General features: G+C 58.5%; 12 protein-coding genes. 10 read left to right on the forward strand and 2 right to left on the reverse strand.

The annotated features are described in order from the left end of the window. The first annotated feature begins 289 nt into the window (after positions 1 to 289). The 8 genes from metK (at position 290) to aegA (ending at position 8,133) form a co-directional block, all read left to right on the forward strand. A complete protein-coding gene (gene metK, locus NMD14_14400; protein ID XEI31945.1) occupies positions 290 to 1,441 on the forward strand; it encodes a methionine adenosyltransferase in 1,152 nt (383 codons plus the stop codon). Between the two features lie 68 nt (positions 1,442 to 1,509). After that, positions 1,510 to 2,049 (forward strand): SprT family zinc-dependent metalloprotease, encoded by a 540-nt coding sequence (locus NMD14_14405; protein XEI31946.1) that lies wholly within the window; start codon positions 1,510 to 1,512, stop codon positions 2,047 to 2,049. Positions 2,050 to 2,122: 73 nt separating this feature from the next. Beyond that, entirely contained in the window at positions 2,123 to 2,827 is a 705-nt protein-coding gene (locus NMD14_14410) for an endonuclease (protein XEI31947.1), read from the forward strand. Positions 2,828 to 2,954: 127 nt separating this feature from the next. After that, complete coding sequence (gene rsmE / locus NMD14_14415; protein XEI31948.1) at positions 2,955 to 3,686, forward strand: 16S rRNA (uracil(1498)-N(3))-methyltransferase; 732 nt, start codon at positions 2,955 to 2,957, stop codon at positions 3,684 to 3,686. A 181-nt stretch (positions 3,687 to 3,867) separates the two neighbouring features. Continuing rightward, the gene (gene gshB / locus NMD14_14420; GenBank protein ID XEI31949.1) at positions 3,868 to 4,818 is read left to right on the forward strand and encodes a glutathione synthase; all 951 of its coding nucleotides are present in this window, start codon (positions 3,868 to 3,870) and stop codon (positions 4,816 to 4,818) included. A 187-nt stretch (positions 4,819 to 5,005) separates the two neighbouring features. Next, on the forward strand, positions 5,006 to 5,560 hold the full coding sequence (locus tag NMD14_14425) for a YqgE/AlgH family protein (protein XEI31950.1): 555 nt from the start codon (positions 5,006 to 5,008) through the stop codon (positions 5,558 to 5,560). Positions 5,561 to 5,597: 37 nt separating this feature from the next. Next, entirely contained in the window at positions 5,598 to 6,017 is a 420-nt protein-coding gene (gene ruvX, locus NMD14_14430; protein ID XEI31951.1) for a Holliday junction resolvase RuvX, read from the forward strand. A gap of 154 nt (positions 6,018 to 6,171) precedes the next feature. Further along, the gene (aegA, locus tag NMD14_14435; protein XEI31952.1) at positions 6,172 to 8,133 is read left to right on the forward strand and encodes a formate-dependent uric acid utilization protein AegA; all 1,962 of its coding nucleotides are present in this window, start codon (positions 6,172 to 6,174) and stop codon (positions 8,131 to 8,133) included. A 46-nt stretch (positions 8,134 to 8,179) separates the two neighbouring features. Here the strand turns inward: aegA and NMD14_14440 are convergent, their stop codons facing one another. After that, on the reverse strand, positions 8,180 to 9,607 hold the full coding sequence (locus NMD14_14440; protein XEI31953.1) for a sodium:alanine symporter family protein: 1,428 nt from the start codon (positions 9,605 to 9,607) through the stop codon (positions 8,180 to 8,182). Between the two features lie 701 nt (positions 9,608 to 10,308). On the opposite strand from NMD14_14440, the gene tal reads away from it, so the two are divergent. Continuing rightward, positions 10,309 to 11,259 carry a transaldolase gene (gene tal, locus NMD14_14445; GenBank protein ID XEI31954.1) on the forward strand — a complete coding sequence of 317 codons (951 nt, stop codon included), beginning with the start codon at positions 10,309 to 10,311 and terminating at the stop codon, positions 11,257 to 11,259. A 158-nt stretch (positions 11,260 to 11,417) separates the two neighbouring features. Further along, on the forward strand, positions 11,418 to 11,600 hold the full coding sequence (locus tag NMD14_14450) for a DUF3545 family protein (GenBank protein ID XEI31955.1): 183 nt from the start codon (positions 11,418 to 11,420) through the stop codon (positions 11,598 to 11,600). A 160-nt stretch (positions 11,601 to 11,760) separates the two neighbouring features. On the opposite strand, the gene NMD14_14455 is transcribed toward NMD14_14450, so the two are convergent. Then, complete coding sequence (locus NMD14_14455; protein XEI34773.1) at positions 11,761 to 12,975, reverse strand: IS256 family transposase; 1,215 nt, start codon at positions 12,973 to 12,975, stop codon at positions 11,761 to 11,763. Positions 12,976 to 13,144: the final 169 nt, after the last annotated feature.

Here is a 13,144-nt window from a genome sequence, read left to right on the forward strand (position 1 = left end):
GGGCGCACGGCGTGCAAATATTATCTGGACTAATAAAATGGCTTTGGGAGGACAATCGCTTTTCTTGCCCTCGATTGACCAGCAGCAATCATGGAAAAACGTTTGACTTTCATCTCCTTTGGGATTGGAGAGCGCCGCTTGCGACCCATCAGCCTCGGTGCGACAAAATAGTGCTGGCAATCATAGAGGGCGCTAATTAAAATAGACGTCCAGATGTAGATACCTCTACACCATCCCATTCATCCGGTTATTGCTGTGACGATAACCCAGACAAGCTGAGACTCCCATCATGGCAAAGCTGTTTACTTCCGAGTCGGTCTCCGAAGGCCATCCCGACAAAATTGCGGACCAGATCTCCGATGCGGTACTGGACGCCATCCTCAAGCAAGATACCAAAGCCCGTGTCGCCTGCGAGACCCTGGTCAAGACCGGTATGGTCATGGTAGCCGGCGAAGTCACCACCTCTGCTTGGGTCGACATCGAACAGATCGTGCGCGACACCGTGCGTGAGATTGGCTACACCCACTCCGACATGGGCTTCGACGCCGACTCCTGCGCCGTGCTGAACGCCATCGGCAAACAGTCCCCGGATATCAACCAGGGCGTTGACCGTGCCGATCCGCTGGAGCAGGGCGCCGGCGACCAGGGTCTGATGTTCGGCTACGCCACCAACGAAACTGACGTGCTGATGCCCGCCCCCATCACCTACTCTCACCTGCTGGTGAAGCGTCAGGCTGAAGTGCGCAAGAACGGTTCCCTGCCGTGGCTGCGTCCGGATGCCAAGAGCCAGCTGACCTTCGCCTACGACGGCGCAGGCAAGATCATCGGTGTGGATGCCGTGGTGCTCTCTACCCAGCATTGCGACTCCATCAGCCACAAGGATCTGGTGGAAGCGGTACGCGAAGAGATCATCAAGCCGGTGCTGCCGGCCGAGTGGGTCAACAAGGACACCAAATACTTCATCAACCCGACCGGCCGTTTCGTTATCGGCGGCCCGATGGGCGACTGCGGTCTGACCGGTCGCAAGATCATCGTCGACACCTACGGCGGCATGGCCCGTCACGGTGGTGGCGCCTTCTCCGGCAAGGATCCGTCCAAGGTTGACCGCTCCGCAGCCTATGCCGCCCGCTATGTGGCCAAAAACATCGTCGCTGCCGGGCTGGCCGATCGCTGTGAAATCCAGATCTCCTACGCCATCGGCGTGGCCGAGCCAACCTCTATCAGCGTCGAGACCTTCGGCAGCGCCAAGGTGGCCGAGGATCTGCTGGTCAAGCTGGTGCGCGAGCACTTCGAGCTGCGTCCGTATGGCCTGATTGAGATGCTGGATCTGAAGCGTCCGATCTACCAAGCCACTGCCGCCTACGGTCACTTCGGTCGCGAGGAGTTCCCGTGGGAGCAGACCGACAAGGCCGAACTGCTGCGTTCCGCCGCTGGCCTGTAAGGCTCGCTGTTGTGATAAAAGGGGAGCCTGGCTCCCCTTTTGCTTATCCGCTACCTGACGAGATGTTGATGTCTGCCACCCCTGCCCAGCTTGTCGCCCTGCTGCAACAACGCGTAGAAGCCAGTTTTGTGCAGGCCGAAGCGCGCCTTGGCCGCACCTTCCCCCGCCCGCAAGTCCATTGCAACATGCGGGGCCGGGCGGCGGGATCGGCGCGGCTGCAAACCTGGGAGCTGCGCTTCAATCCTGCCCTCTATCAGGCCAACCAGCAGGCGTTTCTGGCCGAGGTGGTACCCCACGAGGTGGCCCATCTGCTGGTCTATGCCCTTTGGGGTGAACATAGCGGGGAAGGACGCGGCAGATCGCGGGTGCTGCCCCACGGCCGCCAGTGGCAGTCGGTGATGCGGGAGGTGTTCGGCCTTGAGCCCAGAACCACCCACAGCTTCGACCTGGCGGTATTGGCGCAGCGCACCGTGCCCTATCGCTGCCTCTGCCAGCAGCATCAACTGTCGGTGCGACGCCACAACAAGGTGGTGCGCGGCGAGGCCCGCTATCACTGCCGCCGCTGCAAGCAGCCGCTGGAGCGGGAACGGCCGGAGCCCAAACAGTAAGCCAGCTTGTGTCGCACCCCTGTGGTAGGGTGCCCGCCATCGTTCGTCAATCATCCCGTTTGCAAGGAATCCCATGCGTCTTATCTCCTCCCTCGCCCTGACCCTGCTGGCCGGTTCACCGCTGCTCAGCGCTCCCCTGCACGCCCAAACCTTTCGTGAAGCCAAGCAAGATCTGGTGAAGCTCTATCGCAGCCAGCCTGCGGCCACCACCTTCTACTGCGGCTGCAAGATTGACTATCAGGGCAAGAAAATGAGCCCGGATCTCGCCAGTTGCGGCTATGAGCCGCGCAAACAACCCAAGCGCGCCGCCCGCATCGAGTGGGAACACGTGGTCCCCGCCTGGGAGTTCGGCCACCAGTTGCAATGCTGGCAGGATGGCGGTCGCAAGAACTGCGAAAAAGCGAGCCCCGAGTTCAACAAGATGGAGGGGGACATGCACAACCTGTTCCCCGCCATCGGCGAAGTGAACGGTGATCGTGCCAACTACCGCTTCAGCGACTGGAACGGCAAGCCGGATCAGTATGGCCAGTGCCAGATGCTGATCGACTTCAAGGATCATAAAGTCCAGCCCGCCAAGGGGCCGGTGCGCGGCCAGATTGCCCGTGCCTATCTTTATATGAGCGACCGCTACAAGCTGCGTCTGGCGGATCAACAGCGTAAACTGTTCGAAGCGTGGGATCGCCAGTACCCGGCAGAAGGCTGGGAGTGCGAGCGCAACCGTCGCATCGGCACACTGCAGGGCAATACCAATCCCTTTATTGAAAAGCAGTGCCAATAACCCCATTTGACCAGGGAGGGGGATCGCCCCTCCTATCATGAAGCCCTTCCCCACTGCCGCGTGAGCCTTGCTCGCCGCCTCGCTGCAGGATATGAAGGGTTTCCAAGCAAGAGACTGACAATCAGCCATGCGCATTCCACGTATCTATGAAGCGGCCACCCTGCAAGTTGGCCAGACCCTCGCCCTGTCGGAAGACGGCGCCAACCATATCGGCCGGGTACTGCGCATGCAGCCGGGCCAGCAGCTCGAGCTGTTCAATGGCGATGGCAATCAATACTCCGCCACCATAGCCAACGTCGGTAAAAAGTCGGTGGAAGTGACCATCGACCGCTGCGACGCCCAATCGGTGGAGTCACCGCTGGCCATCCACCTCGGTCAGGTGATCAGCCGTGGCGACAAGATGGACTTCACCATCCAGAAATCGGTGGAGCTGGGCGTCACCTGCATCACCCCGCTCTTCTCCGAGCGCTGCGGCGTCAAGTTGCCGGCAGACCGCTTGGAGAAGAAGCGCGAACAGTGGCAGAAGGTGGTGATCAGCGCCTGCGAACAGTGCGGCCGCAACGTGGTGCCAGAGGTGCGCATGCCGATGGAGCTGGATGTCTGGCTGGCGGAAGAGACCAAGGAGCTCAAGCTCAACCTGCATCCGCGCGCCGAGTACAGCATCAACACCCTGCCCGTTCCCGAGCACGGCGTACGGCTGCTGATTGGCCCGGAAGGGGGATTGTCGAGCGACGAGATCGCCCGTACCGTGCAGGAAGATTTCAAAGAGATGCTGCTGGGGCCGCGGGTGCTGCGCACTGAAACTGCCGCCCTGACTGCGATAACTGCGCTGCAGTGCCGCTTTGGCGATCTCGCTTGAAACCAGTCCAATGTCTTACTGCGAGGTCGTGATCAAGGCTCATGCGCTGCTCGGAATCCTCACGTATGTCTATACGCTCCGGTTCCTGCGCTGCTCTTTACCTTGCTGACAACCTCTCGTGACAGACTTTGAACAGGTTTTAGAATCTCACTCGCAATCGAGCTACCAGAAGGATATTCGGATGACCATTAAACTCGGCATCGTGATGGACCCCATCTCGGCCATCAACATCAAGAAAGATTCCAGCTTTGCCATGCTCGAAGAGGCGCAAAAGCGCGGCTATGAGCTGTTCTATCTGGAGATGAAGGATCTCTACATGGAAGCCGGTCGCGCCTTTGGCACCATGCGTCCGCTCACCGTCAAATATGACTATGCCGACTGGTACAGTCTGGGTGAGGTGGTGGATCAGCCCCTCTCCAACCTGGACGTGATCCTGATGCGCAAGGATCCGCCGTTCGACACCGAGTTCATCTACGCCACCTACATGCTGGAGCGGGCCGAGGATGAGGGTTGCCTCATCGTCAATAAGCCGCAGAGCCTGCGCGATGCCAACGAGAAGCTCTACACTGCCTGGTTTGCCGAGCACACCCCGACCACGCTGGTGACCCGCCGCGCCGACAAGCTGCGCGCCTTCCACGCGAAGCACAAGGACGTGATCCTCAAGCCGCTGGACGGCATGGGCGGCGCCTCCATCTTCCGCATGAAGGAAGATGACGCCAACGTCGGCGTTATCATCGAAACCCTGACCGCCCACGGCAGCCAGTACTGCATGGCCCAGACCTATCTGCCCGCCATCAAGGATGGCGACAAGCGGGTGCTGGTGGTGGATGGGGAACCGGTGCCCTACTGCCTGGCGCGCATTCCGGCGCAGGGTGAGACCCGTGGCAATCTGGCGGCCGGTGGCCGTGGCGAGGCACGCCCCTTGAGCGACGCCGACTGGGCCATCGCCCGCGCGGTGGGCCCGACGCTGAAAGAGAAGGGTCTCATCTTCGTCGGTCTCGACATCATCGGCGATCGGCTGACCGAGATTAATGTCACCAGCCCGACCTGCATTCGCGAGATTGAAGCGGCCTTCGACGTCCATATCACCGGCATGTTGATGGATGCCATCGAGCGTCGACTGGCTCAGTGATCGCCAAGCAGGCTAACCGGCCTGTTTAGGAGCAAGCCCAGAACCAGAGAGGGTGGCCCAGCGCCACCCTCTCTGTTTCAAGGCAATCCGGACAGGGGCGGGATCTCGCCCAGCCCAAAAAGCGGTTTTTCCCATGGGGATCAACTGCCATAATTGATCTCAAATACCTTTGCACTATTTAGCCTCTATGCAAACACTGCAAAATCACTTCCTGCTTGCCATGCCAAGCCTGACGGATCCCTACTTCGAGCGCTCGCTGGTCTATCTGTGCGAGCACAACGAAGAGGGCGCCATGGGGCTGGTGGTCAACATTCCGGTGGAGATGTCGCTGGAAACCATGCTGACCCAGCTCCAACTCAACCCACCCGGCAACCCTGAGCTCAAGCAGCCGGTGCTGCAAGGGGGACCGGTGCACGCCGATCGCGGCTTCGTGCTGCACAGCTTCCGCCCCGGTTTCAACTCCACCCTGCAGGTGGGGGATGAGATGATGGTGACCACCTCCAAGGATATACTGGAAACCCTGGGCACGAGCGAGGCCCCTGCCCATTGGCTGGTAGCCCTTGGTTATGCGGGCTGGAGCGCCGGTCAGCTGGAACAGGAGCTGGTGGATGGCGCCTGGCTGGTGATCCCCCCCAATCCGGCTCTGGTGTTCAAGACCCCCATTCACAAACGTTGGCAACAAGCCGCCGCCAGCATAGGGGTGAACCCGGTTCACCTCTCCAGCGACATCGGCCACAGCTAACCCCTGCAGCACATCTGAGCATTTCGAGGATTTTTTCATGTCATCACGCAGCATCATGGGCTTTGACTATGGCACCAAGAGCATTGGCGTCGCCATCGGTCAGGAGCTGACTGGCACAGCCCAGCCTCTGCGCGCCCTCAAGGCCAACGACGGCATCCCCAACTGGGACGAGATTGAGAAGCTGCTCAAGGAGTGGCAACCGGACCTGCTGGTAGTCGGCCTGCCGCTGAATATGGATGGCACCGATCAGGAGATCACGGTACGGGCCCGCAAATTCGGCAACCGGCTGCACGGTCGTTTCGGCAAACCGGTGGAGTTCAAGGATGAGCGACTCACCACCACCGATGCCCGTGCCCGGCTGTTTGAGCGCGGCGGCTATCGCGCGCTGGAGAAAGGCAGTGTGGACGGGGTATCGGCACAACTGATCGTCGAAGCCTGGATGGAAGAGCAATATTGACCAGACCGGGAGCCTTGGCTCCCGGTTTTTCATGCAGGGCACCCGGCTAAACCATGTGCAATTCGGCCAGCGGTATCGCGGTTTGTTGACCACCCTACCTGTGTTATGGTTAATACTATAAAACAGCGTTTCTAATTTTCAGGTTTATCAGGTTATGAATCGTTTTGTCCTGGCTGATGCCAGCCACTGCATTGGTTGCCGCGCCTGCGAAGTCGCCTGCGTGATGGCGCACAATGATGACCAACACGTCGCGACCGCCGCTGAATTTCAGCCGCGCGTACAAGTGATCCGCCATGAGGCGCTGCGCACGGCCGCGCTCTGCCGCCACTGTGAAGAGGCCCCTTGCGCCAAGTCCTGCCCCACCGGGGCCATTGTCGAACGAAATGGCAGTGTGCAGGTGCTCCCCGAGCGCTGCATCGGCTGCAAGAGCTGCGTGCTCGCCTGCCCGTTTGGTGCCATACAGATGGCACCACAAGCCGGCAGCCAGCGCCACGTGGCCCACAAATGTGACCTGTGTGAAGGGCGCGAAGATGGCCCGGCTTGCGTGGCCGCCTGCCCGAGTGACGCGCTGCAATTGATGAGTGACGAGACGCTGGCTCGTCTGCGCCAGCATCGTCAACAGTGCAGCGCCACCGGCCAGACCATCCGCCACGTGGCCGTCAAACGCAACCAGATGGCACAGACGCCGGAGCGCTGCGATCCCGCCAAGATCCCGCTAACCCTGCGCCGCAGCACCTTTACCGAGCTCTACCCCACCTACTCGACCGAGCAGGCCAGATCCCAGGGCGATCGCTGCCTCGGCTGCGGCCATCACAGCGTCTGCGAGTGGACCTGTCCGCTGCACAATCACATTCCGCACTGGATCGCGCTGGCCCGTGAAGGCCGCATTCTGGAAGCGGTCGAGCTCTCTCACCAGACCAACAGCCTGCCGGAGATCACTGGCCGCATCTGTCCGCAAGATCGCCTGTGTGAGGGGGCTTGCACCCTGAAAGATGAATCCGGCTCGATGGCGATCGGTAATCTGGAGCGCTATATCACCGAGCAAGCCTTCGAGCTTGGCTGGCGTCCTGATCTCTCCTATGTACAACCGACCGGTAAACGGGTCGCCGTTATCGGTGCCGGCCCCGCCGGGCTTGGCTGTGCTGACATTCTGGTGCGAAACGGCATTCAGCCGGTGGTATTTGACCGCCATTTTGAAATCGGCGGCCTGCTCACCTTCGGCATTCCGGCGTTCAAGCTCGACAAACAGGTCATGATCCGCCGCCGCGAGCTGTTTACTGCCATGGGCATCGAGTTTCGCCTGGGCGTGGATGTCGGCCATGACATCCAGCTTGAAGCATTACTCGAGGAGTTTGATGCGGTCTTTGTCGGCGTGGGCACCTACCGATCCATGACCGGCGGCTTGCCCAACGAAGAGGCGCCGGGTGTTTACGCGGCCCTGCCCTATCTGATGGCCAGCACCCGTCATCTGATGGGCTTGCCACAACCCGAGAGCGAGCCCTACCTCAATCTGGCCGGCAAGCAGGTGGTGGTGCTCGGCGGGGGGGATACCGCGATGGATTGCGTGCGCACGGCATTGCGCCAGGGGGCAACTTCCGTCACCTGCGCCTATCGCCGGGATGAAGCCAACATGCCGGGATCGCGCAAAGAGGTGAAAAACGCCCGCGAAGAGGGGGCCGATTTTGAGTTCAATGTGTTGCCCGTCGCCATCGAGCTCAACGGGCAAGGCGCAGTCAGTGGCATTCGCATGCAGCGCACCCGCATGGGCGAGCCCGATGCTGCCGGGCGCCGTCGCCCGGTGGTCATTGAAGGCTCCGAGTTTGTGATGCCGGCTGATGCGGTGCTGGTCGCGTTTGGCTTTAATCCACACCCGCTGCCCTGGCTTGAAGCCCAGGGAGTGCGTCTCGATCGCTGGGGACGGATTGCGACCTCTCATGCCGAGCAGTTTGCCTACCAGACCAGTAACCCGCAGATCTTCGCCGGTGGCGATGCCGTTCGCGGCGCAGATCTGGTGGTAACCGCCATGGCCGAAGGACGCCAGGCGGCTGCCGGAATCATGGCGTATCTCGACGTGGCGCCGCAGCGACCCAAGATAACACCCGATCAGGCCGCTTGACTTCGCGCCAAATGAATGGGGGAGCCGATGGCTCCCCCTCTTACTATTACTTCTCCGGCTGATCCCAGATACCCGCCTCAAGCTGGCTGCGGATCTCGGGGTACTTGTTGGCATCGAAGCTGGGCACCTTGCCAAGCCTGAGCTGGTCGTTGTAATCCTTCGCCAGCTTGATGGCGACGCCGGAGAGCAGCAGGATCGCCACCAGGTTGACGATCGCCATCAGCCCCATGGAGATATCCGCCATCGCCCACACAATCGGCAACTCACCCACGGCACCGAACATCACCATCCCTAGCACGAACAGCCGGAACAGCATCAGGCCGCCCTTGTGGTTGTGCTCGAGGAACACCAGATTGGTCTCGGCATAGGAGTAGTTCGCCACGATAGAGGTGAAGGCGAAGAAGAAGATGGCCGCAGCAATGAAGATGTTGCCACCGCTGCCAATCTGGGAGGAGAGCGCCCGCTGGGTCAGCTCGACACCTGTGATACCTGAGCCCGGTTCAAACTGACCGGACATCAGGATGATGGCGGCGGTGCAGCTGCAGATGACGATGGTGTCCATAAAGACCCCCAGCATCTGCACATAGCCTTGTGAAGCCGGATGCGGCGGATAGGGAGTGGCTGTCGCCGCGGCATTGGGCGCAGAGCCCATGCCCGCTTCGTTGGAGAAGAGACCACGCTTGATGCCGTTGATCATCGCCTGGGAGATGGCATAACCCAGCGCACCAGAGCCTGCCTGCTCAATCCCGAAGGCGGACTTGATGATCAACATGAAGACATGGGGCAGCTCGGTGATGTTCATCGCCACGATCACCAGCGCCAGCAGGATGTAAGCCAGCGCCATAAAGGGCACCACCAGCTCGGCAAAACGGGCGATGCCACGAATGCCGCCGAAGATAATCATGCCAGAGAGCGCCACCAGCGCCAGCCCGCTGACCCAGTCAGGAATGCCAAACGCCACCTTCATCGCCAGACTGATGGAGTTGGCCTGCACCGCGTTGAACACCAGACCAAATGCCAGGATCAGGCAGAGCGAGAACACCACCCCCATCCAGCGCATGCCAAGTCCTTTCTCCATGTAGTAAGCGGGGCCACCACGGTAATTGCCATCCTCATCCTTGACCTTGTAGAGCTGGGCCAGGGTGCTTTCGACGAAGGCGGTCGCCATGCCGATAAAGGCGATCAGCCACATCCAGAAGATGGCACCGGGACCACCCAAATAGATGGCAACGGCCACACCGGCGAGGTTGCCGGTACCGACACGAGCGGCGAGACTGGTACAGAGAGCCTGGAAAGAGGAGATGCCCGCGTTGTCCGATTTACGGCTGTTTCTCAGCACGGAGAACATGTGACCAAAGTGACGAACTTGGATAAAACCCAGTCTGAAGGTGAAAAAAATACCGACCCCGATCAGCAGGTAGATGAGCACGGCTCCCCACATCAGGTCGTTTAGCATCGCAATCAAGGTGTCCATAATTCTCTCGTTGTTATTCACATCCATGGTCAATCTGCGCTGACCGTTTTCTGTCTATCGTTTAATTAGCGTTTCGCTAAAGGGGCGGAATCTAGCACAGCAGGAGAGCCTGGAATAGTGAACCCGATCACTCGGGACACAAAAAACGAACGGAAAAAGCCAATAAAGCTCCATTTAAATCGCAAAATTTCAAAAAAAACAATAACTTGATCAGATAGGCCACCTTTAGGCTCCATAAGAGAACCTCTTTGATATATCCCTGATGAGTTATCCGAAAACGCAAACGCTTGCCTGAAATGGCTTTCAAACGGGGATATTTAGCCAAACGTTTTCTATGTAATTAAATTTCAAGTACGCAACGAGATAATTTATGTGATCGACGACACAAATATGGAGATTGGCTAAAAAAGTTGAGCTGAAAGCAAACCGGAGCGAGGTCGGGATGAAATGTAAAAAACCTTACTAATCATATAGTTTCACACCATAAAACGGGATAACTCAACAGCCTGAATGTTTAACAACCAAGCGCCCCTATTGCAGGATGCAGCACATCAGTATTAATTAGGCAGGCAATGACGATGGGCCCTACCCATCGCGCTTTTCTGAGCCTGAGGCACCACGCTCCTGTAATTTTATTTCAGAACCACCGTCTCAAGCCCTCAACCCAGGGATGACTCCCTCATTAAGAGATGATATTCGCTATGGCCGATAAATTAACCCAGCTGAAAGCCCTGACCACTGTTGTTGCCGACACCGGTGATATCGAAGCCATCAAACGCTATCAGCCCATCGATGCCACCACCAACCCCTCTCTGGTTCTGAAGGCCTCCGAGATCCCCGAGTACGCTCCGCTGATCGAAGACGCCATCAACTGGGCCAAAGCCCAGAGCCAGAACAAGGCACAGCAAATCATCGACGCGGGCGACAAGCTGGCCGTCAACATAGGTCTGGAAGTGCTGAAGATCGTTCCGGGCCGTATCTCAACCGAAGTGGATGCCCGTCTCTCCTTCGATACCGCTGCCAGCATCGCCAAGGCCCGCAAGCTGATCCGTCTCTACAACGAAGCGGGTATCAGCAACGACCGCATTCTGATCAAGCTGGCCTCCACCTGGGAAGGGATCCGTGCCGCCGAGGTACTGGAGAAAGAGGGTATCCAGTGCAACCTGACCCTGCTGTTCTCCTTCGCCCAGGCCCGTGCCTGTGCCGAAGCCGGTGCCTTCCTGATCTCCCCGTTCGTGGGTCGCATCCTCGACTGGTACAAGGCCAAGCACAACCGTGACTACACCGCCAGCGAAGATCCGGGCGTAGTGTCCGTTACCGCCATCTATGACTACTACAAGCAGCACGACTACCCGACCGTGGTGATGGGTGCCAGCTTCCGCAACACCGGCGAGATCCTGGAACTGGCCGGTTGCGACCGCCTGACCATAGGCCCAGCCCTGCTGGAAGAGCTGAGCAAGACCGAAGGCACCGTGGTTCGCAAACTGGACTACACCGGTGAGCGCAAGGCCAAACCGACCCCGATGACCGAAACCGAATTCCGCTGGGAGCTGAACCAGGACGCCATGGCTCACGAGAAGCTGGGCGAAGGCATCCGCATGTTCGCCATCGACCAGGGCAAGCTGGAAACCATGCTGGCAAGCCGCCTGTAATCAGTTCTTTTTTGTGATAAAAACCGGGCCTTTACCAAGGGGCCCGGTTTTTTTCATGGGCTTATTTAGCGCTGTCATAGAGTCGTCACGAAAACGTTTTAATTTCAGATTCATTATGTTATACGGGTGGTGAAAACGATAAAACCAAGGAGGGAGCCATGGAAATGTTCAACTTCGATTATGACGAGGTGGTTGAACTCGGTTCGCGTAGCCGCGGGACAACGGGAAAAAAACGTAAATGGCGTGAAATCGAGGCGTTGAAAGACAAACATCGCCTGCAGAAGGAGCTGCAATCCATCGATATCGCCTATGAAGGTCTCACAGACGAGATTGAACTGTAATATCACCAGACACCTGTAAAAGCGCCCCACACAGCCGGGGCGCTTTTTTATGCCGCAATCGGATGATCGAGCTGCGGGTCATGTCACCGCGAGAGATGCCACGAGATGCTGCAATGCAGCGGACGAGCCTGTAAATAATTCTGTGTAACTGCCCACCCCATTACAGGTGACCGTTCAGGCGATCACCGAACTCGATAATAAAGCGATTCAGGGCAGGCTTCCAATTCTGGATCGGCATGGTCCATTTCTTGGAAGCCTGTTGTATCGCCAGGAACGCGACTTTGAGCGCCGAATCATCGGTCGGGAACAGCTTCCTTTGCTTGGTCGCTTTGCGCAGTACGCTGTTTAGCGACTCAATGGCATTGGTGGTGTAAATCACCTTCCGGATCGCAGGGGGATAATCAAACAGTGTGATCAGATTGACCCAGTTACTCTGCCAAGAGCGCGCTATTTGCGGGTACTGACTATCCCAGCGTTCACCAAAGGCCGCTAGCGCCTGCTGAGCCTCACGCTCTGTCGCAGACTGGTAGATCTGCTTCAGATCCGCCGTCACCGCTTTGTAGTCTTTCCAGGACACATAGCGCAACGAATTGCGGACCATGTGGACGATACACAGTTGGACCTTCGTCTGGGGATACTCCACGGCAATGGCATCAGGGAAGCCCTTGAGACCATCCACACATGCGATCAAGATGTCTTCCAAGCCGCGATTCTTCAGCTCCGTCAGGACCGACAGCCAGAATTTTGCTCCTTCGGTCTCGGCCAACCACAGGCCCAACAGCTCCTTGTGCCCCTCCATATTGATGCCCAGAGCCAAATAGAGCGACTTGTTGATCACCCGCTGGTTCTCGCGGATCTTCAACACAATGCAGTCCAGATAGACAATGGGATAGAGCGGATCGAGCGGCCGGTTTTGCCATTCGTGGACCTGCTCAATGACACGCTCGGTTACGTTGGACACCAGCGTCGCCGAGATATCGGCGTCATACATCTCTTTGAACGCGTCAACGATATCGCGCGTGCTCAAGCCCTTGGCGTAGAGGGCGAGGATCTGATCGTCCATCTGGGTCAGGCGGGTCTGCCCCTTGCGGACGAACTGCGGCTCGAAGGAAGCGTTACGGTCGCGAGGTGCCTGAATGGTGACCTCGCCGTGCTGCCCTTTGAGGCGCTTGGTGGAATAGCCATTACGATTGTTGCCGGTCCCGCGGCCCTCGGGTGCGTGCTTTTCGTAGCCCAAGTGCTCGTCCATTTCAGCATTGAGAGCGGTCTCGACAGTGAGCTTGATCAGCTGTTGGGTGAGGGTGCCGAGATCTTTTTCAGACTTGATGTCTTTGGCCAGCTCAGCGGCCAGTGCTTTGAGTTTGTCTTGGTCCATTTGCTTACCCACGAAGGTATCCTTTTGAAAAAGTTACTTATTCGTGGGCGGTTACACAATTGGATTTACATGCTCCAGCGGACCAGAGACAGACAGGCTGACAGGCTACAGACAACGCGGGCCACACTCCTCTTTCTGCCACCCTGACAGCCCTCGCCTACAGCATGGC

The organism is Aeromonas veronii, from assembly GCA_041319085.1.
Taxonomy (GTDB): domain Bacteria; phylum Pseudomonadota; class Gammaproteobacteria; order Enterobacterales; family Aeromonadaceae; genus Aeromonas; species Aeromonas veronii_F.

What these genes read in the sequence shown, in the direction of transcription:
- gshB (XEI31949.1), top strand. Translation starts at nt 3,868, where the DNA reads ATGACCATTAAACTCGGCATCGTGATGGACCCCATCTCGGCCATCAAC.
- NMD14_14410 (XEI31947.1), top strand. Translation starts at nt 2,123, where the DNA reads ATGCGTCTTATCTCCTCCCTCGCCCTGACCCTGCTGGCCGGTTCACCG.
- aegA (XEI31952.1), top strand. Translation starts at nt 6,172, where the DNA reads ATGAATCGTTTTGTCCTGGCTGATGCCAGCCACTGCATTGGTTGCCGC.
- NMD14_14455 (XEI34773.1), bottom strand. Translation starts at nt 12,975, where the DNA reads ATGGACCAAGACAAACTCAAAGCACTGGCCGCTGAGCTGGCCAAAGAC.
- NMD14_14425 (XEI31950.1), top strand. Translation starts at nt 5,006, where the DNA reads ATGCAAACACTGCAAAATCACTTCCTGCTTGCCATGCCAAGCCTGACG.
- rsmE (XEI31948.1), top strand. Translation starts at nt 2,955, where the DNA reads ATGCGCATTCCACGTATCTATGAAGCGGCCACCCTGCAAGTTGGCCAG.
- NMD14_14405 (XEI31946.1), top strand. Translation starts at nt 1,510, where the DNA reads ATGTCTGCCACCCCTGCCCAGCTTGTCGCCCTGCTGCAACAACGCGTA.
- tal (XEI31954.1), top strand. Translation starts at nt 10,309, where the DNA reads ATGGCCGATAAATTAACCCAGCTGAAAGCCCTGACCACTGTTGTTGCC.
- NMD14_14440 (XEI31953.1), bottom strand. Translation starts at nt 9,607, where the DNA reads ATGGACACCTTGATTGCGATGCTAAACGACCTGATGTGGGGAGCCGTG.
- ruvX (XEI31951.1), top strand. Translation starts at nt 5,598, where the DNA reads ATGTCATCACGCAGCATCATGGGCTTTGACTATGGCACCAAGAGCATT.
- NMD14_14450 (XEI31955.1), top strand. Translation starts at nt 11,418, where the DNA reads ATGGAAATGTTCAACTTCGATTATGACGAGGTGGTTGAACTCGGTTCG.
- metK (XEI31945.1), top strand. Translation starts at nt 290, where the DNA reads ATGGCAAAGCTGTTTACTTCCGAGTCGGTCTCCGAAGGCCATCCCGAC.